The sequence below is a fragment of the Paraburkholderia sp. BCC1885 genome (genome assembly GCF_900996235.1).
In the GTDB taxonomy this organism is placed as follows: domain Bacteria; phylum Pseudomonadota; class Gammaproteobacteria; order Burkholderiales; family Burkholderiaceae; genus Paraburkholderia.
The window spans coordinates 49,530-72,583 of record NZ_CAAJGM010000285.1 but is presented as its reverse complement, the minus strand read 5'-3'; the positions used below and the strand labels follow the sequence as shown (position 1 = coordinate 72,583).

At 62.8% G+C, this 23,054-nt stretch carries 17 protein-coding genes; 6 read left to right on the top strand and 11 right to left on the bottom strand.

Annotation, left to right across the window (positions count from 1 at the left end; genetic code table 11):
- Nucleotides 1-44 precede the first annotated feature (44 nt).
- The 6 genes from FQ755_RS36320 to FQ755_RS36295 form a co-directional block, all read right to left on the bottom strand.
- A complete protein-coding gene (locus FQ755_RS36320) occupies nucleotides 45-1,154 on the bottom strand; it encodes an ABC transporter ATP-binding protein (protein WP_144162920.1) in 1,110 nt (369 codons plus the stop codon).
- A gap of 113 nt (nucleotides 1,155-1,267) precedes the next feature.
- A complete protein-coding gene (locus tag FQ755_RS36315; RefSeq protein WP_144162918.1) occupies nucleotides 1,268-1,963 on the bottom strand; it encodes an HAD family hydrolase in 696 nt (231 codons plus the stop codon).
- On the bottom strand, nucleotides 1,960-2,829 hold the full coding sequence (locus FQ755_RS36310) for a carbohydrate ABC transporter permease (RefSeq protein ID WP_144162916.1): 870 nt from the start codon (nucleotides 2,827-2,829) through the stop codon (nucleotides 1,960-1,962). The genes FQ755_RS36315 and FQ755_RS36310 overlap by 4 nt, the downstream gene beginning before the upstream one ends.
- The gene (locus tag FQ755_RS36305) at nucleotides 2,826-3,761 is read right to left on the bottom strand and encodes a carbohydrate ABC transporter permease (protein WP_144162914.1); all 936 of its coding nucleotides are present in this window, start codon (nucleotides 3,759-3,761) and stop codon (nucleotides 2,826-2,828) included. Before FQ755_RS36305 ends, FQ755_RS36310 begins: the two co-directional genes overlap by 4 nt.
- A gap of 172 nt (nucleotides 3,762-3,933) precedes the next feature.
- Entirely contained in the window at nucleotides 3,934-5,256 is a 1,323-nt protein-coding gene (locus tag FQ755_RS36300) for an ABC transporter substrate-binding protein (RefSeq protein ID WP_144162912.1), read from the bottom strand.
- Nucleotides 5,257-5,335: 79 nt separating this feature from the next.
- Complete coding sequence (locus tag FQ755_RS36295; protein WP_144162910.1) at nucleotides 5,336-6,145, bottom strand: L-iditol 2-dehydrogenase; 810 nt, start codon at nucleotides 6,143-6,145, stop codon at nucleotides 5,336-5,338.
- 268 nt (nucleotides 6,146-6,413) lie between these two features.
- On the opposite strand from FQ755_RS36295, the gene FQ755_RS36290 reads away from it, so the two are divergent.
- From FQ755_RS36290 to FQ755_RS36280, 3 genes are read left to right on the top strand one after another with little or no spacing between them, the layout of a single operon-like run.
- On the top strand, nucleotides 6,414-7,364 hold the full coding sequence (locus FQ755_RS36290) for a metal ABC transporter solute-binding protein (protein ID WP_144163189.1): 951 nt from the start codon (nucleotides 6,414-6,416) through the stop codon (nucleotides 7,362-7,364).
- Complete coding sequence (locus FQ755_RS36285) at nucleotides 7,361-8,293, top strand: ABC transporter ATP-binding protein (RefSeq protein ID WP_144162908.1); 933 nt, start codon at nucleotides 7,361-7,363, stop codon at nucleotides 8,291-8,293. Before FQ755_RS36290 ends, FQ755_RS36285 begins: the two co-directional genes overlap by 4 nt.
- On the top strand, nucleotides 8,286-9,068 hold the full coding sequence (locus tag FQ755_RS36280) for a metal ABC transporter permease (protein WP_144162906.1): 783 nt from the start codon (nucleotides 8,286-8,288) through the stop codon (nucleotides 9,066-9,068). The genes FQ755_RS36285 and FQ755_RS36280 overlap by 8 nt, the downstream gene beginning before the upstream one ends.
- Before the next feature lie 17 nt (nucleotides 9,069-9,085).
- Here the strand turns inward: FQ755_RS36280 and fghA are convergent, their stop codons facing one another.
- The 3 genes from fghA to FQ755_RS36265 all read right to left on the bottom strand — a co-directional run bounded on the left by fghA (nucleotide 9,086) and on the right by FQ755_RS36265 (nucleotide 12,666).
- On the bottom strand, nucleotides 9,086-9,958 hold the full coding sequence (gene fghA / locus FQ755_RS36275) for an S-formylglutathione hydrolase (protein ID WP_144162904.1): 873 nt from the start codon (nucleotides 9,956-9,958) through the stop codon (nucleotides 9,086-9,088).
- Between the two features lie 34 nt (nucleotides 9,959-9,992).
- The gene (locus tag FQ755_RS36270; RefSeq protein ID WP_144162902.1) at nucleotides 9,993-11,099 is read right to left on the bottom strand and encodes an S-(hydroxymethyl)glutathione dehydrogenase/class III alcohol dehydrogenase; all 1,107 of its coding nucleotides are present in this window, start codon (nucleotides 11,097-11,099) and stop codon (nucleotides 9,993-9,995) included.
- 130 nt (nucleotides 11,100-11,229) lie between these two features.
- Nucleotides 11,230-12,666: a xylulokinase gene (locus tag FQ755_RS36265; protein WP_144162900.1), complete on the bottom strand. Its 1,437-nt coding sequence runs from the start codon at nucleotides 12,664-12,666 to the stop codon at nucleotides 11,230-11,232.
- Nucleotides 12,667-13,006: 340 nt separating this feature from the next.
- Here FQ755_RS36265 and FQ755_RS36260 point away from each other — a divergent pair, with 340 nt between their 5' ends.
- The 3 genes from FQ755_RS36260 (at nucleotide 13,007) to FQ755_RS36250 (ending at nucleotide 18,021) form a co-directional block, all read left to right on the top strand.
- Nucleotides 13,007-14,422, top strand: a complete 1,416-nt coding sequence (locus FQ755_RS36260; RefSeq protein ID WP_144162898.1) for a nucleobase:cation symporter-2 family protein — start codon at nucleotides 13,007-13,009, stop codon at nucleotides 14,420-14,422.
- Between the two features lie 415 nt (nucleotides 14,423-14,837).
- Nucleotides 14,838-17,414: a tetratricopeptide repeat protein gene (locus FQ755_RS36255; RefSeq protein ID WP_186308758.1), complete on the top strand. Its 2,577-nt coding sequence runs from the start codon at nucleotides 14,838-14,840 to the stop codon at nucleotides 17,412-17,414.
- Between the two features lie 217 nt (nucleotides 17,415-17,631).
- Nucleotides 17,632-18,021, top strand: a complete 390-nt coding sequence (locus tag FQ755_RS36250; protein ID WP_144162894.1) for a hypothetical protein — start codon at nucleotides 17,632-17,634, stop codon at nucleotides 18,019-18,021.
- A gap of 300 nt (nucleotides 18,022-18,321) precedes the next feature.
- Here the strand turns inward: FQ755_RS36250 and FQ755_RS36245 are convergent, their stop codons facing one another.
- Together FQ755_RS36245 and FQ755_RS36240 are read right to left on the bottom strand one after the other, a co-directional pair.
- Complete coding sequence (locus FQ755_RS36245; protein ID WP_144162892.1) at nucleotides 18,322-19,839, bottom strand: efflux transporter outer membrane subunit; 1,518 nt, start codon at nucleotides 19,837-19,839, stop codon at nucleotides 18,322-18,324.
- Nucleotide 19,840: 1 nt separating this feature from the next.
- A complete protein-coding gene (locus tag FQ755_RS36240) occupies nucleotides 19,841-23,050 on the bottom strand; it encodes an efflux RND transporter permease subunit (RefSeq protein WP_144162890.1) in 3,210 nt (1,069 codons plus the stop codon).
- Nucleotides 23,051-23,054 lie beyond the last annotated feature (4 nt).

Here is a 23,054-nt window from a genome sequence, read left to right as displayed (position 1 = left end):
GCAGCGCGCGCCTGCTTCGTGGCGCGCGCCGCGTCCGTCAACCATCAAGCCGCCAGCACCTCGACGATCTTGCGCTGGAATGCCTTGCCTTCGCTATCGAACAGATGGCAATGCTCAGGCGTCGCGCCCAGCTTCTGCGTCTCGCCCTTCGTATGCCGGTCAAGCGGCGGAATACGCGCGATCAGGCCTTCCGGTGACACACTCGATTCCGCGTACAGATACGCCGCATCCCCAAGCGATTCGACCGCCATCGTGCGCGCCGAGATACCGTCGTCGGTCGTGCCGACATGCAGATGCTCGGGGCGAATCCCCACCGTCACCTTGTCGCCCTGCCTGACCGCGCCCGGTTCGACCGCCACCCGTTGCGTTTCGCCGGTTTCGTAGCGCACCGTGACGCCGTCGTGCGTGACCGACTGCACCACGCCTTCCATGAAGTTCATCTTCGGCGAGCCGATAAAACCCGCCACAAAGCGGTTGGCCGGCGCGTGATACAGCATGGTCGGCGTACCGACCTGCTCCACGTTCCCCGCCGACAACACCACGATCTTGTCGGCCAGCGTCATGGCTTCGACCTGATCGTGCGTCACGTAGATCATGGTGGTCTTAAGTTCGTCGTGCAGACGCGCGAACTCGAGACGCATTTTCACGCGCAGCGCGGCGTCGAGGTTCGACAGCGGTTCGTCGAACAGGAACACCTTCGGCTTGCGCGTAATCGCCCGGCCGATCGCCACCCGTTGCCGCTGACCGCCGGACAACTGCTTCGGCTTGCGGTCGAGCAGGTGGTCGATGTGCAGGATCTTCGCGGCGTTACGCACCGCCGCGTCGATCTCCGGCTTCTTGGTGCCGGCGAGCTTGAGGCCGAACGCCATGTTGTCGTACAGCGTCATGTGCGGATAAAGCGCATACGACTGGAACACCATCGCGATACCGCGCTTGGCGGGCGGAATGTCGTTCACGCGCGTACCGTCGATGTTCAGGTCACCGCTCGTGATGTCTTCGAGGCCGGCGATCATGCGCATCAGCGTCGACTTGCCGCAACCGCTCGGACCGACGAACACGACGAATTCGCCGTCCGCGATGTCGAGATTGATGTCACGCATCACTTCGTTGTCGTCGTAGGCTTTTCTGATGTTGCGCAGAGTCAGGCTTGCCATGATGTGTCTCCGTGTGTTGCTGATTGTTGCTGGTACTACGTTATCCAGTTGGAAAGCGTCTGCCCGCGCCGTCTTCGCGGCATGGGCGCAGCGCCCCTCAATGCCTCAGTGCTTCAATGTGACTCCGCCGTCACGCGCTGGGTCCACTGATTCACCAGCGCCGGCAATTGCGCCATATTGTCGAATACGTGCGCGGCGCCGGCGGCCCGCAATGCGCCGATCTGCGACTCGCTCGCGTGGCCGCCGCCAATGAAGGCCAGCACCGTCATGCCCGCCGCCGTCGCAGCCGTCACGCCGGTAACACTGTCTTCCACCACCAGGCACGCCGTGCTGGCAAGACCGAAACCTTTCGCCGCCGCCAGATATACGTCTGGAGCCGGCTTGGGGCTCGCGACCGAATCCGCGCAGTAAAGCCGGTCGTGGAAGAACGCGTCGAGGCCGGTGCGCGCCAGCACCGTGCGCACATAGGTGGTGAAGCTGTTGCTCGCGCAGGCCTTGGGCAACGCGATTTGCCCGAGCGCCTCGGCGATGCCGGCTACGGCAGGTGCCTGCATGGCCGCCGCTTCGACGGCATGGCGGATCGCCTCCATGTCGGCCGCGCTCAGGCTGCGGCCAAGTTGCGCCGCCGCCATTTCCAGCACCCGCTCGATGCGCAAGCCCAGCAGCGGCAAGACCACCGGTTCGACGTCGCAATCCGGCCAGCGCGCTTCGAGTTCGTGCACCAGCATGCGCGCGGCCACGGCTTCGCTGTCGATCAGGACACCGTCGCAATCGCAGATCAAGGCCAGCTTTGCTTCGGTCACAGTCATTTAACCGCCCCAAACGTAAGGCCACGCACCAGTTGCTTCTGCGACAGCCAGCCGACGATCAGGATCGGCGCCACCGCCAGCAGCGACGCAGCCGAGAGCTTGGCCCAGAACAGGCCTTCCGGACTCGAATACGACGCGATGAACACGGTCAGCGGCGCCGCGTTCGAACTGGACAGGTTAATGCTCCAGAATGCTTCGTTCCACGAAAGAATCACCAGCAGCAGTGCGGTGGAGGCGAGGCCCGGCAGAGACATCGGCATCAGCAGATAGACGATTTCCTGCCATGTCGCCGCACCGTCGATCCGCCCGGCTTCGAGAATGTCGCGCGGAATTTCGGCGAAGTACGTGAAGGTCATCCACACCGCAATTGGCAGATTGATCAGCGTGTAGACGATGATCAGGCCCGACACGGTATCGAGCAGCCCCGAGTTCTTCCACAGCAGATAGATCGGCACCAGCACGCCCACCGACGGCATCATCTTGGTGGACAGCATCCACAGCAGCAGTTTCTGCGTGCGGCGCGTCGGAAAGAACGCCATCGCGTAGGCGCACGGTACGGCGAGCAGCAGACACACCACCGTGACGCCCGCCGAAATCAGCACCGAATTCCACGCGAACGAGAAATAGTTGCTACGGGCGAACACCTCGCGAAAGCTGTCGAGCGTCGGGATAAAGAACAGTGACGAGGCGTAAGCCTGCTGCTCGGTCTTGAATGCGGTAATCGTCATCCAGAAGATCGGGAAAAACAGCAGCAAGGCAATTGCCCAGGCGAGCACGCCGGGAATGGCGCGCTTGAAGACAGCCCAAGGCGCGTTCTTCGACGTGGTGGCCGAGGTCGAAACGGGTGAAGCGGCTACGTGGCTCATTTTTCGTACTCCCCTTTCAGGTTCTTCGCGAGCATCCGGACCAGGAAGAACGACACGATGTTCGCCAGCACGACAGCGAGAATCCCGCCCGCCGAGGCCAGCCCGACGTCGAACTGCTGCAGGCCGAGCGAATAGATCAGGTAAGACAGGTTGGTGGTCGCCGTGCCTGGGCCGCCGCCGGTCGTCGTGTAAATTTCAGCGAAGATCGACAGCAGGAAAATGGTTTCCATCATCACCACCACCGCAATCGCCCGTTTCAGGTGCGGCAGCGTGATGTAGAAGAACATCGAGAAGGCGCCCGCGCCGTCGATCCTGGCCGCTTCCTTCTGCTCCTGATCGAGCGACTGAATCGCCGTGAACAGGATCAGGAACGCGAACGGCAGCCATTGCCACGACACGATCATGATGATGGCGGTGAGCGGATAGTCGGCGAACCAGTCGATGGGCTGCATGCCGAGCGCCCGCATGCCCTGCGCGATCAGGCCATAGACCGGATGCAGGATCATGTTCTTCCAGATCAGCGCGCTGACAGTCGGCATCACGAAAAACGGCGCAATCGCCAGCAATCGCGCGACGCCCTGGCCGTAGAACTTACGGTCGAACAGCACCGACATCAGTATCCCGCCCACCACCGTAATCACCAGCGTGGAGATGATCAGTTCGAGCGTGTGGCCGATCGACGGCAGAAACGACGGATCGGTCGCGAGATACTTGTAGTTGTCGATTCCGGCAAAACCCTTTTCGTCCGGATTGAGCAGGTTGTAGTGCGTGAACGAAAACCAGATCGTCATCGCCAGAGGAATCGCCATCCAGAGCACCAGCACGGCCGTGGACGGCGCCGCTAGCCAGCGGGCGGAATTGGCTTTGCGCGTTTCGCGCTCTTTTTCGGTCTGGGGAGTGGCATGCATGAGAGGAAGGCGCAGAGGACGCATGATGTGACCACCTGTTCGGTAATGCGCGGGCGATCGCGGTGGTTGAGGTGGACCGGCGCCGCCGCTGCCTGAAACGAAATCGGCAAGCGGCAGGCCGGCTCGCCCAGAGGACCGCGACGGCCCGCTGTGCAGCCAAGGGCCGGCTGACTGGCGTCAGCCGGCGTGTTTCACGTCACTTCAGATAGCCAGCCTGGCGCACTGCGCGCTCGGCTGTGGCCTGGCCGGCGGCCAGTGCCTGATCGACCGTCATCTGACCGGCAACCGCGCCGGAGATGCTTTGACCCACCACCGTACCGAAAGACTGGAACTCAGGAATGCCGACGAACTGAACACCGGTGTACGGCACAGGCTTGGCCGTCGGATGGTTCGGATCCGCCGTTTCAATGGCCTTCAGCACGAAGTCGGCAAACGGAGCCGCCGCCTTGTACTCAGGACGCGCGTAAGTGGATTGACGCGTTCCCGGAGGCGCCGAGGCCCAGCCTTCGTCCTTGGCGACCATCTCGATATATTCCTTCGACGTGGCCCACGCGATGAACTTCTTCGCCGCATCGGCCTGCTTCGACGACTTCGGAATGGCCAGCGCCCAAGCCCACAGCCAGTGCGCGCCGCGCGGCGTGACTGCCGTCGGGGCGGCGGCAAAGCCCACCTTGTCGGCGATCTGCGATTGCTGCTTGTTGTACAGCATGCCGGCCGCCACCGTCGCGTCGATCCACATCGCGCACTTGCCCGACGACATCAGCGTCAGGTTTTCGTTGAAGCCGTTCGAGCTCGCTCCCGGGGGGCCGTCTTTCTGCAGCAGATTGACGTAGAAGCCGATGGCCTTCTTCCATTCCGGCGAGGTCAGTTGCGGGTTCCACTTCTCGTCGAACCAGCGGCCGCCGAAGGTGTTCACGACCGTGGTGGCGTATGCCATGTTTTCGCCCCAGCCGGCCTTGCCGCGCAGGCAGATGCCGTAGATGCCGTTGGCTTTGTCGGTGAGCTTGTCGGCAAACTGCTGGATCTGGTCATAGGTCGGCTGGTCGGGCATGGTCAGCCCCTTCGCCGCGAACAGGTCCTTGCGGTAATACGTCATCGAACTTTCGACGTAGAACGGCAGCGCGTACAGCGAGCCGTTGTACGAGAGGCCTTCGCGCGCCGTCTTCACGACGTCGTTCAGATCGTAGGCGGCGGGCAGGTTCGTGATCGGCGTGAGCCAGCCGCGCTTGCCCCATTGCGGCGTCTCGTAGGCGCCGATGGTCATCACGTCGAACTGGCCGCTGCCCGTGGTGATGTCGGTGGTGGCGCGCTGGCGCAGCACGTTTTCTTCGAGGATCACCCAGTTCAGCTTGATGTCCGGATTGGCCTGTTCGAACGCGGGCGACAGCTTCTTCAGCTCGATCATGTCCGGGTTGTTCAGGGTCGCAATCGTCACGGTCCCGGCCGTGGCGTTCAGCGCTGCGCAGGCGACTGCGGCGGCGCCGACTGCTTTGAGCGCGGGTTTCATGGCTGCTTTCATCACTTGTCTCCTTTCTCGTACGTTATGTTTTGCTGCGTTGTTATGCAAACGGGGCGGCGAGCGGCTCAGCTTCGTTGCCTTAGCTCATCCAGTTGCCGCCGTCGACGTTCAGGGTTTGCGCGGTGATGTAATCGGCATCGGCGGAAGCGAGGAACAGCGCCGCGCCGGTCAGGTCTTCAGGCAGGCCCATGCGGCCAAGCGGCACCGCCTCGCCGACCAGACGCTTCTTTTCGCCGGGCTGCCGGTTCTCGTAGCGGGCGAAAAGCGCGTCGACCTGTTCCCACATCGGCGTATCCACGACACCCGGCGCAATGCCGTTGACGTTGATCTGGTGCGGCGCAAGTGCCAGCGCCGCGGATTGCGTATAGCTTAGTACGGCAGCCTTGGTTGCACAGTAGTGTGAAACCAGCGCTTCACCGCGACGGCCGGCCTGCGACGACATATTGATGATCTTGCCGCCGTGGCCCTGCTCGACCATCCGCTGGGCGACCGCCTGCATCAGGAAGAACATGCCTTTCACGTTGACGGCGAAGAGCCGGTCGAACACGTCCCAGGATTCGTCGAGAATCGGACGCATGTCGAACAGCGCGGCATTATTGAAGAGAATATCGACCTGGCCGAACCGCTCGACGGTGCTCGCGACGATTCGCTGGATATCTTCGCGGCGCGTGACGTCGGCGCTCAGGGTGAGGACGCGCTCGCCATCCGCTTCGCGCAGCGCGTGGGCAAACGCGTCGGCCGGCTTCAGGTCGACCAGCACGCAGCGCGCACCTTCGTCGAGATAACGCCGGGCCACCGCCTCGCCGATTCCGCTTGCTGCACCTGTGAGGATCGCCACCTTCCCTTGCAATCGCGCTGCCACTGCTGTCTCCGGTTCGTTTTCGAGCATTCCTGCGGTGAGCGAACGCTCATGACGCGAACAATTGCTCTGTTAGTGATCGAATGATCGGATACGCGTTGGGTCATGTCAAGCCGGTTATCGAGATTTCGATGGTGCAGCGCGGCAGGACCGGAGACAAATTTATTAGATACGTTATATCATTGCATCCCCGCGTCGCTGCGAAGTCCTCCCGCCCGGCAGGAGCCCTCGCGTCCAGATCCGCATCCAACTTGCATCTAACTTTTATGCAGCAGGGAAATCGATGAAAACACTCGCGATGAAACAACTCAGCCTGAAGTGGCACGACGCTCGCCGCGTACTCAGTGCCGTCAGCCTGCCGAAGTATCTCGTAGCCGGCGCAGCCGTGCTGGCCATGAGCCAGGCCGCCTTCGCGCAAGACGCGAAGATCCAGGTGGTGGCCGCGGAAAACTTCTACGGCGACGTGGTTCATCAACTGGGCGGCGATCGCGTGGACGTCACCAGCATCCTGAGCAATCCGGACGAAGACCCGCACCTGTTCGAAGCCAGCCCGAAGACCGCGCGCGCCCTGCAGCACGCAAGCCTTGTGGTCTACAACGGCGCCGACTACGATCCGTGGATGGCGAAGCTCCTGAACGCATCGAAGAACAACGCGAAGCGCACGATTATCGTGGCGGCCGACCTGACCGGCAAGAAGAGCGGCGATAATCCCCACCTCTGGTACGACCCGGCCACCATGCCGGCCGTGGCTCGCGCCGTCACCACCGCGCTCGAAACGGCTGACCCGGCGAACAAGTCGGCGTACGATGCGAACCTCGCGAAGTTTCTCGGTTCGCTGAAGCCGATCAACGCCAAAGTGGCCGACCTGCACGGCCGCTATGCCGGCGTGCCGGTGACGGCGACGGAACCGGTGTTCGGGTATATGTCGGACGCGATCGGCCTCTCGATGCGCAATCTGCGCTTCCAGTTGGCGACCATGAACGACACGGAAGCGAGCGCGTCGGATATCGCCGCGTTCGAGAAAGACCTGCGCGAAAAGCGCGTGCATGTTCTGATCTATAACAGCCAGGCAACGGAAGCCCTGACCAAACGCATGTTGAAACTCGCCCAGCAGTCGCATGTCCCGACCATGAGCGTCACCGAGACCGAACCGGCCGGCAAGACCTATCAGGTATGGATGCTGTCGCAACTGGACGCACTCAGCACGGCGCTGGCGGCAGGGCCGGCCAACACAGGAAACACTCAATGAATCTGACTGGACGCACGCCGCAGGGAGCCGCGCCCGTTCTCGAACTCGAGGACGTGACGCTGGAACTCGGCGGCCGCGCGATCCTGCGCAATACGAGCCTGCAGGTGAATCAAGGTGAATTCATCGGCGTGCTCGGTCCGAACGGCGCAGGCAAGACCACGCTGATGCGCGCGGTGCTCGGCCTCGTACCGGCGGCGAGCGGCACGATCCGCGTGCTCGGCCAACCGGTGATGCGCGGCAATCCGTCGATCGGCTACATGCCGCAGACGCGCAGCGCGCTCGCCGGCCGCCGCGTGCGCGGGCGCGATTTCGTCGCGATGGCGGCCGACGGCCACCGCTGGGGCCTGCCGCACGCCGATGCGAAAACTCGCGCGGATGTCGAACGCGTGCTGGATCTGGTGGGCGGCCGCGCGCTCGCGGCGCGGCCTTTGTCCGAACTGTCGGGCGGCGAGCGGCAGCGTCTGCTGCTCGCGCAATGTCTGCTCGGCAATCCGCAACTGCTGCTGCTCGACGAGCCGCTCATCAGCCTCGACCCGCATCATCAGAAGAGCGTGGTCGAACTGGTGCGCAACGTGCAGCAGGAACTCGGCATCGCGGTGCTGTTCTCCGCGCATGAGCTCAATCCGCTGCTGCACGCGCTCGACCGCGTGCTGTACCTGGGCAGCGGCGTGGCCGCGCTCGGCACGGTCGACGAGGTCATCACCGGGCCGGTGCTGTCGCGGCTCTACGGCTCGCCGATCGACGTGATGCGGGTAAAAGGCCGCATCTTCGTGATGTCCGGCGACGTCGAAGTCGAAAAGCACGATCACGAACACGAAGACGACGCGCATGGTCACGATCATGGCGGCGCTTCCGGCCACGGCCATTCGCATGGCCACAGTCAAGGCCATCATCACGCCTCACGCGACGGACACACGAACGATGTTTGAATACGATTTCATGGTGAACGCCTTCGCGGCATCGGGGATCGTCGCGGTGCTGGCGGGGATTGTCGGGTACTTTCTGGTGATGCGCGGCCAGACCTTCGCGGGGCACGCGCTCTCGCACGTCGGCTTCACCGGCGCGACCGGCGCGGTGCTGATCGGCATTTCGCCGATCTGGGGGATGGTCGGTTTCACGCTGGCGGCCGGCGTCGGCATGGGCGCGCTCGGCGAAAAGCTCGCCGGACGCGACGTGGCGATTGGCGTGATCCTCTCGCTCGCGCTCGGCTTCGGGCTGCTGTTTCTGCACTTTTTTACTGCGTATGCCACGCAGATCACAGCCCTGCTGTTCGGCAACGTGCTGGGCGTGAATTCGTCCACGCTGGGCGTGCTGGCGGGGCTCGGCGTATTGAGCCTCGTGGCGCTCGCGGCGATCATGCGGCCGCTGCTGTTCGCTTCGCTGCAGCCTGAGCTGGCCGAAGCCAAGGGCGTGTCGCTGCGGCTCGTGTCGATGCTGTTTCTGGCAATTGCCGCATTGGCAGTCGCGGCGTGTACGCAGATCGTCGGCGTGCTGCTGGTGTTCACGCTGATGGTCGGGCCGGCCGCCGCCGCGCAAAACCTGACGACGCGGCTGTCCATCGGGTTGATGCTCGCGGCGCTGCTGGCGCTCGCGCAAGCGTGGCTCGGACTCACGCTCGCGTTCTACACCGACTGGCCGACGAGCTTCTGGATCACCGCGCTGGCGGCGCTGGTGTACGCGGGGAGTTTGCTGGGGCGGCGCTGAGGCGAGATGCTCACGCCTCAGGCCAGCAACACCTTTGCATGATGCGCAAGGTGGTCCTCGATGAAAGTCGAGATGAAGTAATAGCCGTGATCGTAGCCTTCATGCCGGCGCAGGATCAGCGGCTGCCCGGCCGCATGGCACGCCGCTTCGAACACCTCGGGATGCAACTGCTCGGCGAGAAACTGATCCGCCAGCCCCTGGTCGATCAAAATGCCCGCCGCGAACTTGTGCGGCGCATTCGCCACCAGCTCGCTCGCGTCATAGGCCTTCCATGCCGCGCGGTCCTCGCCGAGATAGCCCGTGAAGGCCTTCTCGCCCCACGGACAACCCGACGGCGCCGCGATCGGCGCGAACGCCGACACCGAACGATAGATCTGCGGATTGCGCAGCGCCAGCATCAGCGCGCCATGGCCGCCCATCGAGTGACCGAAGATGCCGAGGCGCTCGCCATCGACCGGCAGGTTCGCCAGCACCGTCTCACGCAGCTCGTCGCGCAAATACGAGTACATGCGAAAGTGCTTCGACCAGGGCGCCTCGGTGGCGTCGACGTAGAAGCCCGCGCCCACGCCGAAGTCCCACGCCGCGCTTTCGCCCGGAATGCCCGCGCCGCGCGGACTGGTATCCGGCGCGATCAGCGCGATGCCGTGCTGCGCGGCGAAACGCTGCGCGCCGGCCTTGATCGGGAAGGTCTCTTCAGTGCAGGTCAAGCCGGCCAGATAGAACAGCGCCGGCACCTTCACCGAGGCAACGTCCGTGCCTTGCACCGTCCGCGCGACCTGCGGCGGCAGAAACACCGAAAAGCGCATCGGCAAGCCGATGACCTTCGAGTCATGCCTGTAAATGCGCTGCACACCGCCGTGGCACGCATGCGAAGCTAGCAGTTCGAGCATCGCGCCCTCCCTTGATTGCAGTCCGAGACGCGCATCAGTACAGCACGACCGAGCGGATCGACTCGCCCTTCTTCATCAGGTCGAAGCCTTCGTTGATGCGATCGAGCGGCAAATGATGCGTGATCAGATCGTCGATGTTGATCTTGCCTTCCATGTACCAGTCGACGATCTTCGGCACGTCGGTGCGGCCACGCGCGCCGCCGAACGCCGAGCCCTTCCATTCACGGCCCGTCACCAGCTGGAACGGACGCGTGCTGATCTCTTCGCCGGCCGCCGCCACGCCAATGATGAACGACTGGCCCCAGCCCTTGTGCGTGCACTCCAGCGCCTGACGCATCACCTTGGTATTGCCGATGCACTCGAATGAGTAATCGGCGCCGCCGTCGGTCAACTGCACGATATGGTCGACCACGTTCTCGACTTCACTCGGATTGACGAAATGCGTCATGCCGAATTTCTTCGCCAGTTCGACACGGCGAGGGTTGATGTCCACGCCGATGATCTTGTCCGCGCCCACCATCTTCGCGCCCTGGATCACGTTCAGGCCAATGCCGCCGAGACCGAACACCACCACATTCGCGCCCGCCTCGACCTTGGCCGAATACACCACGGCGCCCACACCGGTCGTTACGCCGCAGCCGATGTAGCAGATCTTGTCGAACGGCGCGTCCTCGCGCACCTTCGCCACGGCGATCTCCGGCACCACGATGTAGTTGGAGAACGTGGACGTCCCCATGTAGTGAAACAGCGGCTTGCCGTCCAGAGAAAAGCGCGAGGTCGCATCGGGCATCAGGCCGCGGCCTTGCGTGGTGCGGATGGCCTGGCAGAGGTTGGTCTTGCGCGACAGGCAGAACTTGCACTGACGGCATTCCGGCGTGTAGAGCGGAATCACGTGATCGCCCTTCTTCAGCGTGCCGACGCCTGGACCGACGTCGACGATCACACCCGCGCCTTCGTGGCCGAGAATCGCCGGGAAGATGCCTTCCGGGTCCGCGCCCGACAACGTGTAGTAGTCGGTGTGGCAAATGCCCGTCGCCTTCACTTCGATCAGCACTTCACCGGCGCGCGGTCCTTCGAGATCGACTTCCTCGATCGTCAGCGGTGCGCCGGCTTTCCATGCGATAGCTGCTTTCGTCTTCATGATGAGTGCTCCTGTAGTTCCTTGAACCGGTCCCAATGCCTGGACCGTGGCCGGCGCATATGATCGCCGAAAACGGTGCAACGCGTATTCCCACTGTGCCCGTGTGATTATTCGTGCATGACCTTTGGCTTCATTCGGCATGTGGCGCCGCGAACCAGTCTTCCACGCGGCCGTACAGATCCATAAAGCGCGCATAGCGGCCGGCCAGCGCCGTGTCGTTTTGCGGACCGGCGACGCGGGTGGCGCCCGGCGCGAGCGCGGCGAGATCGCCCGCGTGCCAGTGACCACTTGCGAGGCCGCCGAGGATCGCCGCTCCGCGCGCCGCGGCGTTCGGACAATCGACCGCGTGCAGTTCGACATCGAGTGCATCGGCGAGCAACTGACGCCAGCGCGCATCCACGGAACCGCCGCCCGCGAGACGCAGCGAGGTGACGGGCGCGCCGCTCGCGCGGATCGCCTCGAGCCCGGCGCGCAAGGAGAAGGCGACGCCCTCGAAGGCGGCGCGCATCATCGTGCCGCGCGTGTGGCCGAGAGCGAGGCCCATCCAGCCGCCGCGCGCCGCCGGATTGAGCCACGGCGTGCGCTCGCCGGTCAGATAAGGCAGAAACGTCAGGCCGGGAGCGACGGCCGCACCGGCACTGTCGAAGGCATCGCGATACGCGTCCGCCCATGGGTAGGAGAGCCAGCCGCGCACCGTTTCGAGCGCCACGCCGACGTTCTGCATCGCCGCCATCCGATACCAGTGATCGCTCACCGCGCGATACCGATGCAGCCCGCGCGCCGCCGCCGGCGCCTCGTCGGCGAGCACGACGATCTGGCCGCCGGTGCCGGTCGTGAGCAGCGCGTCGCCCTCGGCGGCGAGGCCGCTGCCGAGCGCGGCGCACGGCGTATCCGCGCCGCCGGTCGCAAGCACGATGCCCGCGCGCAAACCCAGCGCCGCGGCGGCTTCGCGCTTCAATGTGCCGCCCGCCGCATACGACAGCGCGAGCGGCGCAAACCACGCCGGCGGCAATTCCAGCCGTGCGAGTTGCGCGCGATCCCACACGCCGGCCGGATCGGCCAGCGCCGTCGCGCAGGCATCGGACGGATCGGTCTGCACGGCGCCGCCGAGCGCGACCCGCAGCCAGTCCTTCGGTTGCAGCGCCCAGCGCGCCGCGCGGGCCGACTGCGGCTCGTACCGCACGATCCAGCGCAGCAACGGACCCGCCATGCCGGGCGCCACCGGGTTCGGCTGCGGCGCCGGCCATTCGCCGAGCAGGCCGACGGCGCGCGTGTCCGGCCAGAGCATCGCGGGACGAATCGCGCGGCCATGCTCGTCGGTCAACACCACGCCGTGCATCTGTCCGGAGAAGCCGATCGCCTCGACGCCTTCACGCTGCTGCGCCGGCAGCCGTGCCGCCGCTTCGCACAGCGCGCGCCACCATGTGTCGACGGCCGTCTCGGCCCAACCGGGATGCGGCGTTTCGATCGCATACGCGACGCTGGCCGCCGCCGTTTCGCGGCCGTCGTCGTCGACGATAGCCAGCTTCAGTGAACCCGTACCGAGATCAATGCCGAGAAAGCTCATGGATAAAGAAGAATCGGGGCGTGGAGGGAAAAGCGGCACTCGCGGGTTAACCCCGCCATTCTGCAGGCGCCGTCAAAACGGCACTATGCGTCGCTTCGAATACACCTCATGGATTCTCACACATATCGGTTTCGCCGGGCCCGCCCGCGCGGCCATGAACCTGCACCGCCGCAAAGGGCTCACAGCCGGTTTGCGCGGCCCGCTCATTTCGATCGGCTTTCAAAACGCCCCCACCCATATGATCATCGCGAAGCCGGGAATAGGCTGCAGTGGGCTTGTTGTGCTTTTTCTCTCCGCATACCTTGGAGCTATCCCAAAACGAGATGGTGGAGAGAGACAAATGCAATCGAACACGGTTCACCCGTGCGACGAGCGACTGCCCGCGGGCCAGTTGCTCACGCTCGGCATTCAGCACGTCCTCGTCATGTATGCCGGCGCGGTGGCGGTGCCTCTCATCATCGGCAGCGCGCTCAAGCTGCCCAAGGATCAGATCGCGTTTCTGATCAGCGCCGACCTGTTTTCGTGCGGCATCGCCACGCTGATCCAGACCCTCGGCCTGTGGATCTTCGGCATTCGCCTGCCGGTCATCATGGGCTGCACGTTCGCCGCCGTCGGGCCGATGGTGGCGATCGGCACTAACCCCAGCCTCGGGATTCTCGACATCTTCGGCTCGACGATCGCGGCGGGCGTGATCGGCATTCTGCTCGCGCCGGCGGTCGGCAAGCTGCTGCGGTTCTTCCCGCCGGTGGTGATCGGCGTGGTGATCTCGGTGATCGGCTTGTCGCTGATGGAAGTCGGCATCAACTGGGCGGCGGGCGGTGTCGGCAATCCCGATTACGGCAATCCGGTCTACCTCGGCCTGTCGCTCGTCGTGCTGACGCTGATTCTTTTGATCAACAAGTTTGGCCGGGGCTTCGTCGCCAATATCTCGGTGCTGCTCGGCATCGTCGCCGGCTTTGTGATCGCCCTGCTGCTCGGGCGCGTCAATATGGAAGGCGTGACGGCCGCGCCGTGGGTCGGCATCGTGATGCCGTTTCACTTCGGCCTGCCGCACTTCGATCCGCTCGCCATCGCGACGATGGTCACCGTGATGTTCGTCACCTTCATCGAATCGACCGGCATGTTCCTCGCGGTCGGCGACATGGTGGATCGTCCGGTGGATCAGAAAACGCTGGTGCGCGGCCTGCGCGTCGACGGTCTCGGCACGCTGATCGGCGGCATCTTCAACTCGTTTCCGCATACGTCGTTCTCGCAAAACGTGGGGTTGATCGGCGTGACGGGAGTGAAGAGCCGTTTCGTCTGCGCGATGGGCGGCGTGATCCTCGTGCTGCTTGGCCTGTTTCCGAAGATGGCCCAGGTGGTGGCGTCGGTGCCGGCGTTTGTGCTCGGCGGCGCGGGCATCGTGATGTTCGGCATGGTGGCGGCCAACGGCATCAAGGTGCTGTCGAAGGTCGACTTCGTGCGCAACAGTCACAACCTGTTCATCGTCGCGGTGAGTATCGGTCTCGGCCTCGTGCCGGTGGTGTCGCCGCAATTTTTCGCCAAGCTGCCGCCGGCGCTTTCGCCGCTGCTGCATAGCGGGATTCTGCTGGCGTCGGTTTCGGCGGTGGTGTTGAATCTCGTCTTCAATGGCGTGAAGGGTGAACGTGCGGCGAAGTGCGAGATTCGCCGCGCGGGACATGACTTCGATGGGCGTGCCGGCAATGAGGGTGCAGCGGCGGGGGATGAGATGTTGAGGGCGGCTGATTTGCATTGAGCTGGATCGGGTATGGCTTCGGCGGATTTGGCGCATTTGGCGCCGAAGCCGTGCCTTCTTAGGGGCCCAGCGAGCCCGCTGGATCCGCCCCCGCCGTCTCCACGCAGATCAGCAAATCCAGTTGCGCGATGCTGGCCGCGCTGTAGGCGAAGTCGCAGATCCACATAACATCAACGATGCGCCTGAACGCGCGATGGATTTGACCAATCGCTCAAATCGAGCACTTGTTGGGAGGTTTCGCACGATATACGGCAGCTTCAGATGATCAAAAAAGGAAAGGATGCGAGGCTGCATATTCGGCAGGTGTGGCATCAGCACATCGCTTAATCAAGCGCCTTCAAAGACACTTTTTCACAAATATCCATTGCACGTCACGTACGATCTGGATCCAATATTTCGTGCAATTGGAAAACTCATGTCGCCGTTTGAACATGCGTTGGTTGCGCATCGGGCCGGCCGGCTCGATGACGCAGAATCGGGCTATCGGTTAACGCTGGCTCACGATGCCCATCATGCGGATGCCCTGCACATGCTAGGCGTCATCCATCTCGACCGCGGAGCGTTGAACGAGGCAGAGACGCTTATACGCAAAGCTATCGCTGTTGATGAACGCGCGACCTTCCTGGGTGATCTGGGCAACGTATTGATCGACATGCAACGCATGCCCGAGGCCGAGGCCGCCTTCTGTCGTGCGGTCGAAATTGACCCCTCCTATGCTCTTGCCCACTACAACCTGGGAATTGCATACATGGCGTCCAATAAGGACGATGAAGCTGAGCGAGCGTTTCGACGAGCACTTGAAAATGCGCCCAACCTCGTTGAAGCGCGAATCAACCTTGGCGCCGTATTGTTTGGCGCGAAACGATTTGCCGAAGCCACGGATGTGCTTACAGAAGCACTTGCCATCGATCCGAAGCGCGCCAGCGTGTATCGCGAACTGGGCAGGCTGATGATAGCGACTTCACGTTATGCGCAAGCCGAGGAGTATTTTCGCGAGGCGGTCAGACTCGATCCGATGGATGCCAATGCCCATAACGGACTCGCCGCAGCACTGATGAGGCAAGAGCGCCCAGAAGAGGCAGAAATCGCCTGCCGTCAGGCGCTCGCGCTCGACCCGCAATGTGTCGAGGCGCAAGTCACCCTCGGAGCAATCCTGCTGAATCTGAACTTGCTACCCGAGGCCGAAGCGGGATTGCGTGAGGTTCTTAAGCACGATGGCATGCACACGCTGGCACATTTCAATCTCGCAGCCGTACTTCAGAAGCAAGGAAACACGGCCGAGGCGCAGATCTTGTTGCGCCGGGTAGTGGAGCAAGACCCATGGAATGCTGATGCGCAATGCAAGTTGGGGAATTTGCTGGCGGCTGCTACACGTCACGCTGAAGCCGAAGTGTACTTTCGCGAGGCAATCCGCCTCAAACCCGTAGATGCGATTGCGCATAGCGGCCTTGCCGTGGCGCTGATGAAGCAGGCGCGGCCGGACGACGCGGAAATGGTCTATCGTCAGGCACTCACTCTCGATTTAGATCTCCAACTACACGAATATAAAGCTGAGGTGGAAGCCTGGTTGCGGCAGATAGTTTCGAGCGACCCGTCGAATGCTGCCGCGCAGCGCAATCTCGGCCGGTTGCTACTGGGTGAGGAGCGTTATGCCGAAGCCGAAACGTGCCTTCGCGAAGCGATCCGCCTCAAGCCTACGGGCGCAAATGTCCACAGCAACCTCGCCGCCGCGCTGATGAAACTGAAGCGCCCAGAAGAAGCAGAAGTCGCCTGCCGTCAGGCATTGACCTTCGATCCCTATTGCGTCAGTGCCCAAATCACGCTCGGAATGGCGCTGCTGAATTCAGGGCGGCTTGCGGAGGCGCAAGCGCCGCTAGACGTCGCGCTCAGGAACCACGGTATACATCCGCTAGCACACTTCGGTCTCGCATTTTTGCTTCAGGAGCAGGGCCACATGACAGAGGCCGAAACCCTGCTGCGCCAAATCATCACGCGCGATCCGTCGAACGTCTACGCGCAATGGAACCTGTCACTGCTGCTCCTGGCCAACGGCAGATATGAAGAAGGCTGGGCGTTGCATGAATTGCGGCGCATCATCCGCCATGACGGCCTATTTATCACCCCGCCTCCCGCAGTAGCTTTTCCAGAGTGGCGCGGCGAGCCGCTCGAAGGCAAGACGATGATTGTCATGCCGGAACAGGGGTTCGGCGATACGCTGCAGTTTTGCCGCTATTTACCAATGCTCAAACGTCTCGGCTTGAAACGGCTGAGCGTGGCATGCCCTTCGGCACTTGGCAGTCTTATGCAGGCGGTCGATGGTGTGGACATGTGTATCGCATCTGCTGACGCGGTCGACTTGCCTGCGCATGACTATTGGTGTTTCATGATGAGTCTGCCTTTTCGGTTCAACACGACCATCAATACGATCCCGGCAGCAGTACCTTATTTGCATACGCCGCAGGATCGGCTGAAGGCGTGGCAAAACCGCCTGCCTTCGGACGGCTTCAAGGTCGGGCTCGTCTGGGCTGGCAATCCGAGAGCCGCGATGCCTCAAAACAACGCCATCGACCGCCGGCGTTCACTCGATGTGCGCGCATTCTTGCCGCTGCTTCAGGTTCCCGATGTCGTATTCGTCAGCCTCCAGATGGGCGACGCCGCGAGATCGCAACTTGCCGCCCTCCCGCAAGCGATACGTCCTCTTGATCCAATGGGAGACGTCGCCGACTTTTCCGATACGGCCGCGATCATCGAGTGTCTCGATCTCGTGATAACCGTCGACACCTCGATAGCTCATCTGGCAGGCGGACTGGGTCGACCCGTCTGGATTTTGTCGCGCTTCGACGCATGCTGGCGATGGCTAAGGAACCGGCAGGACTCGCCGTGGTATCCATCCGCGCGGCTTTTCGGGCAACAGACGCTTGGGGAATGGGGTGATGTCATTGAACGTATCACTCGCGAGCTTCGTCACACCAGTGAAACTGCTCGACGTTAAATGCCGACATTGCAATCTGCACTTAACGCGCATCAGGCCGGCCGCATTCAAGAGGCCGAGCAATGTTACTTAACCATTCTTAGGGATCGTCCCCGTCACGCCGAAGGCGTGGCAATACGGCGAGTCCAGATATCGTTCCACCAGGCGATTAAAGATTAGCCCTCGGCCTTCCGTCGACTGTCCACAGTGGCGCGGTTAACCGTAGCAGGACAAATCGATGGTGATATTGCATGAGCCGGGGTTCGGTGACGCCATCCAGTTCGTCCGGCATGCACCGCTGCTCAAGGCGCCTGGACTTCGGCGTCTCACCCTTGTCTGTCCCGCGACGCTTAAGCCGCTACTCGAGACGGTCGATGGCGTCGATGATGTCGTCAGTGAGCCCGTGGGGCCGAATGCAACTCACGACTTCTGGGCTTTCATGATGAGCCTGCCGTTTCACTTCAATACCGTTGTCGAAACGATTCCCTCGCACCTGCCATATCTTCACGCGTTGACAGAGCGAATTGCAAAATGGCGACAACGCCTGCCGGCGCAGGGACTCAAGGTCGCCCTGGTATCCTGGAGTCATGCGCCTCTTCAGGCAATCGCAACTCGACAACCGGGATGACGTAGTTGCGCGGATAGTCGCCGCTTTGAGAGACTGGGTGCGGACGTTCAATGATGCGGAGAACCAGGCTCATAGCCAGACGACCCAGACGAGTAGCAGGCCATAGCCGACACGAGCTGAGTGACCTGATTGTCTGTCACCGTGCCGCATCCATTCGTGCTCGACAGCACATTCGAAATTTCTACAGTGCTTCCGTCACCAACTTTGCGAGACCATGTCAAAACGCCACGGCATGCCGTGGCGTTTTTCTTTGCTACTTGCAGCGGCGGGTTCTGCAGAAGAACCCGCCCTTGCCCAAGGTTAGTTCACCGAAGGCGCCGAAGCCGCCGTCGTACCCGCCGCACTGTAATCCACCGGTGCATCTGCGGGACGCGGTTGATCGCCGCTATGCTCGATCCAGCCGCCACCCAATGCCTGATACAGGTCCACCAGGTTCGTGAGACGGTTCAGACGCGCCGCGATCAGCGACTGCTGCGCCGCGTACAGATTGGTCTGCGCCGTCAGCACGGACAGATAGCTGTCCACACCATTGTGATAGCGCAATTCCGACAGTGTCAGCGCGCGCTGCTCGGCAAAGGTGTTGCGTTCGAGCGCCTGAATCTGCTGATCGTAGGTGCCGCGCGCCGCCAGACCGTCCGCCACTTCGCGGAAGGCCGTCTGGATTGCCTTTTCGTAGGTCGCGATCTGGATGTTCTTCTGGATGTTGGCGAGGTCGAGATTGGCCTTGTTCTCACCGCCGGCGAAGATCGGCAAGGTGATAGTCGGCGCAAACGACCACGCCGCGGAACCCGGCTTGAACAAGCCACCCAGCGACGGGCTCAGCGTGCCGAAGTTGCCGGTCAGCGAGACCTTCGGGAAAAACGCCGCCCGAGCCGCGCCGATGTTCGCGTTGGCTGCCAGCAGGTTGTCTTCCGCTTCGACGATATCGGGACGACGCGTCAGCAGATCCGACGGCAAGCCGGCCGGGATGTCCGTGAGGAGGTCCTGGTCGCCAAGCTGCTTGCCCGCCGGCAGATCGTCCGGCAACGGCTCGCCCACCAGCAGCACCAGCGCGTTTTCCGCCTGCGCCCGCAGACGCGCCTGCGCCTGCTGGTTAGCCAGCGCCTGCTGCACCACCGTCTCAGCCTGGCGCAGATCGAGTTCGGAACCCGTACCTGTGTCGAACTGCAGCTTCGTGATGTTGTACGAGGCCTGCGCCGTATTCAGCGTATCTTGCGTGACCTTCAGCAGATCGTCGTCCGATAGCAAGGTCAGATACTGGTCCGCCACCGACGACAGCAGCGCGATTTCCGCCGCCTTGCGGGCCTGGGCCGTGGACAGGTATTGATCCAAGGCCTGGTCTTTCAGGCTGCGGATCCGGCCGAAGAAGTCGAGCTCCCACGATGCGTTGAGCCCCACCGAATACTCGGTGCTGAGCTCTTCGCCCGGCAGCGCGAGATCGGCCGGCGTGCGCGAGCGGGTCTCCGAACCGGCTGCGTTGATAGCCGGGAACAGGTTAGAGCGCGCCACCCGATACTGCGCCTGTGCCTGCTGGATATTCAGCACCGACACGCGCAGATCGCGGTTGTTCTTCAGCGCCAGTTCGATCAGCCGTTGCAAGCGTGCGTCGGCAAAAAACTCGCGCCAGCCGATGTCGACCGCGGCCTGGCCGTTGGCGCTGCGTGCGCCGCCGTTGGCCGGCCCCGGCTGCGTCGCGTAGACGCCGCTCGCCGGGAACGCGCCGGAGACCGGTGCGGCCGGCTGCACGTACTTCGGCTCCATCGTGCAAGCCGTGGCGAGAATCGCGACCGCCACTGCAATCAAAGAGTGTTTTTGCATCTCAATGTCCTTCCTTGCCCGAGCCGCCTGCATCATGACCTGGGTCCTGAGGGTCGTGAGGATGGTGCTGGTTATAGTGTTCGAGCGCCTCATCCGGGTCTTCCTTCTCGCCGCCAAACTTCGCACGAACCACGACGAAGAACATCGGGATCATGAAAATGGCGAGGAAGGTCGCGGTCAACATGCCGCCGATCACGCCGGTACCAATCGCGTGCTGGCTCGCCGAGCCCGCGCCGTTACTGATAGCGAGCGGCAGCACGCCGAGAATGAACGCAAGCGAGGTCATCAGGATAGGCCGCAAGCGCAGACGTGCGGCTTCCAGCGCGGCCTCGATCGGACCCATGCCTTCGCCCTGCTGCAGCTCGCGGGCGAATTCCACGATCAGAATCGCGTTCTTCGCCGACAGACCCACCGTGGTCAACAGACCCACCTGGAAGAACACGTCGTTCTCGAGACCGCGCAGCGTGGCGGCGAGCAACGCGCCCAGCACGCCGAGCGGCACCACCATGATCACCGAGAACGGAATCGACCAGCTTTCATACAGCGCCGCGAGACACAGGAACACGACGAGGATCGAGATGCCGTACAGGATCGGCGCCTGCGAACCGGACTGGATTTCCTGGAACGACAGACCCGTCCATTCGTAGCCGATACCCGCCGGCAGCTTCGCCGCAATCGCTTCGATGGCCGCATTGGCCTGGCCGGTACTCTTGCCCGGCGCCGCCGCCCCCTGGATTTCCACTGCGGAAATACCGTTGTAGCGCTCCAGCTTCGGCGAGCCGTAAGTCCACGTGCCCTTGGAGAACGACGAGAACGGCACCATGGTGCCCGCGCCGTTGCGGACGTACCAGTCGCTCAGGTCTTCCGGGTTCATCCGGAACGGTGCGTCGGCCTGCAGATACACCTTCTTGATCCGGCTGTCCGTATCGAGGAAGTTGTTCACGTAGGACGATGCCCAGGCAATCGAGAAGGTCTGGTCGATCGACGCGAGCGACACGCCAAGCGCGGAAGCCTTCTCATGGTCGATCGTCACGCTGAACTCCGGCGTGTCGTTCAACCCGTTCGGACGCACCTGCGCCAGCAGAGGATCTTTCGCCGCCATGCCGAGCAGCATGTTGCGCGCTTCCATCAGCTTTTCGTGGCCCACGCCCGCACGGTCTTCCAGCTCGAAGTCGAAGCCGGCGGCGGTGCCCAGCTCAGGAATCGACGGCGGATTGACCGGATACACCAGCGCGTTCTTGTATCCCGCGAAGTGCATGAAGAGACGCCCCACCAGGGCCTGCACCTTTTCGTCCGCGTGCTGACGCTGCGAATAGTCCTTCATCCGCACGAACACCAGACCCGCGTTCTGGCCACGGCCCGCGAAGCTGAAGCCGTTCACCGTAAACACGGATTCGACGATGCCCTTCTCGGTGTTGAGCAGGTAATCGGAGATGTCCTTCAGCGCGTGCGCCGTGGTTTCCTGGGTCGAGCCCGACGGCGTCTGCACCAGCACGAACATCGTGCCCTGGTCTTCATCCGGCAGGAACGACTTCGGCAGACGCACGAACAGCATGCCCACCGCCACGATCACCACCAGGTAGATGATGAGCCAGCGGCCCGAGCGCTTGATCACGTGGTGCACGCCGCTGTGATACTTGTCGCGGCTCTTCTCGAAGTTCCGGTTGAACCAGCCGAAGAAGCCCTTCTTCTCTTCGTGATGGCCCTGCGGAATCGGCTTGAGAATCGTCGCGCACAGCGCCGGCGTCAGAATCAACGCGACCAGCACCGACAACACCATCGCCGACACGATGGTCAGCGAAAACTGCCGGTAAATCGCGCCCACCGAACCGCCCGAGAACGCCACCGGCACGAACACCGCCGACAGCACCAGCGCCACGCCCACCAGCGCCCCGGTGATCTGGTCCATGGCCTTGCGGGTCGCGTCGCGTGGCGACAAACCCTCTTCGGCCATCACCCGCTCGACGTTCTCCACCACCACAATCGCATCGTCCACCAGCAGACCGATGGCGAGCACCAGCCCGAACATGGAGAGCACGTTGATCGAGAAACCCACCGCGCTCATGATCGCGAACGTGCCGAGCAGCACCACCGGCACGGCGATGGTCGGAATCAACGTGGCGCGCAGGTTCTGCAGGAACAGGTACATGACCAGGAACACCAGCACGATACCTTCGAGCAGCGTCTTGACCACTTCCTCGATGGACAGGCGCACGAACGGCGTCGTGTCATACGGGTACTTCACGACGAGACCGTGCGGGAAGTATTTCGACAACTGGTCGATCTTCTCGCGCACCGCCTTGGCCGTTGCCAGTGCATTCGCGCCGGTGGCGAGCTGAATCCCGAAACCGGCCGTCGGCACGCCGTTGTACTTGGTGTCGAAGTTGTAGTTTTCGCCGCCGAGCTCGATGCGCGACACGTCCTTCAGCAGCACGCGCGAGCCGTCCTGGTTGACCTTCAGCAGGATGTTGCCGAACTGCTCGGGCGTCTGCAGCAGAGTGGCTTCGCTGATCGTGGCCTGCAGCAACTGCCCCGGAACCGACGGCGTGCCGCCGAGCGAGCCGCCCGACACCTGCACGTTCTGATTCGTAATGGCCGTCTGCACGTCAACCGGCGTCAGGCCGAAGTTGTTGAGCTTATTGGCATCGAGCCAGATCCGCATGGCGTACTGCGAGCCGAACAGCGTGACCGTCCCCACACCGTCGATCCGACTGATCGGATCTTCGATGTTGGAGGCGACGTAGTTCGCCAGATCGTACTTGTTCATGCTGTTGTCTTCAGAGTTGAAGGCCATCACGAGCAGGAAGCTGCTGCTCGACTTGGTGACCTTCGTACCCTGCTGCTGCACTTCCTGCGGCAGAAGCGGCGTGGCGAGCTGCAGCTTGTTCTGCACCTGCACCTGCGCGATGTCAGGATTGGTGCCGGCTGCAAACGTCAGCGTGATGGTGGCCGTGCCCGAATCGTCCGAAGTGGACGAGAGGTACAGCAAGTGGTCGAGACCACTCATCTGCTGCTCGATCACCTGCGTGACGGTGTTTTCAACCGTCTTGGCCGACGCGCCCGGATAGGTTGCGCTGATCTGGATGGCCGGCGGAGCAATGGTCGGGTATTGCGCGATCGGTAGCGTAAAGATCGACGCGATGCCCGCGAGCATCAGAATAATGGCGATCACCCAGGCAAAAATCGGGCGATCGATAAAGAACTTTGCCATGAAA

Bases quoted from the DNA above. Each gene is read 5' to 3' on its own strand.
- FQ755_RS36320 (WP_144162920.1), bottom strand. From the start codon at position 1,154: ATGGCAAGCCTGACTCTGCGCAACATCAGAAAAGCCTACGACGACAAC.
- FQ755_RS36315 (WP_144162918.1), bottom strand. From the start codon at position 1,963: ATGACTGTGACCGAAGCAAAGCTGGCCTTGATCTGCGATTGCGACGGT.
- FQ755_RS36310 (WP_144162916.1), bottom strand. From the start codon at position 2,829: ATGAGCCACGTAGCCGCTTCACCCGTTTCGACCTCGGCCACCACGTCG.
- FQ755_RS36305 (WP_144162914.1), bottom strand. From the start codon at position 3,761: ATGCGTCCTCTGCGCCTTCCTCTCATGCATGCCACTCCCCAGACCGAA.
- FQ755_RS36300 (WP_144162912.1), bottom strand. From the start codon at position 5,256: ATGAAAGCAGCCATGAAACCCGCGCTCAAAGCAGTCGGCGCCGCCGCA.
- FQ755_RS36295 (WP_144162910.1), bottom strand. From the start codon at position 6,145: ATGCTCGAAAACGAACCGGAGACAGCAGTGGCAGCGCGATTGCAAGGG.
- FQ755_RS36290 (WP_144163189.1), top strand. From the start codon at position 6,414: ATGAAACAACTCAGCCTGAAGTGGCACGACGCTCGCCGCGTACTCAGT.
- FQ755_RS36285 (WP_144162908.1), top strand. From the start codon at position 7,361: ATGAATCTGACTGGACGCACGCCGCAGGGAGCCGCGCCCGTTCTCGAA.
- FQ755_RS36280 (WP_144162906.1), top strand. From the start codon at position 8,286: ATGTTTGAATACGATTTCATGGTGAACGCCTTCGCGGCATCGGGGATC.
- fghA (WP_144162904.1), bottom strand. From the start codon at position 9,958: ATGCTCGAACTGCTAGCTTCGCATGCGTGCCACGGCGGTGTGCAGCGC.
- FQ755_RS36270 (WP_144162902.1), bottom strand. From the start codon at position 11,099: ATGAAGACGAAAGCAGCTATCGCATGGAAAGCCGGCGCACCGCTGACG.
- FQ755_RS36265 (WP_144162900.1), bottom strand. From the start codon at position 12,666: ATGAGCTTTCTCGGCATTGATCTCGGTACGGGTTCACTGAAGCTGGCT.
- FQ755_RS36260 (WP_144162898.1), top strand. From the start codon at position 13,007: ATGCAATCGAACACGGTTCACCCGTGCGACGAGCGACTGCCCGCGGGC.
- FQ755_RS36255 (WP_186308758.1), top strand. From the start codon at position 14,838: ATGTCGCCGTTTGAACATGCGTTGGTTGCGCATCGGGCCGGCCGGCTC.
- FQ755_RS36250 (WP_144162894.1), top strand. From the start codon at position 17,632: ATGGTGATATTGCATGAGCCGGGGTTCGGTGACGCCATCCAGTTCGTC.
- FQ755_RS36245 (WP_144162892.1), bottom strand. From the start codon at position 19,839: ATGCAAAAACACTCTTTGATTGCAGTGGCGGTCGCGATTCTCGCCACG.
- FQ755_RS36240 (WP_144162890.1), bottom strand. From the start codon at position 23,050: ATGGCAAAGTTCTTTATCGATCGCCCGATTTTTGCCTGGGTGATCGCC.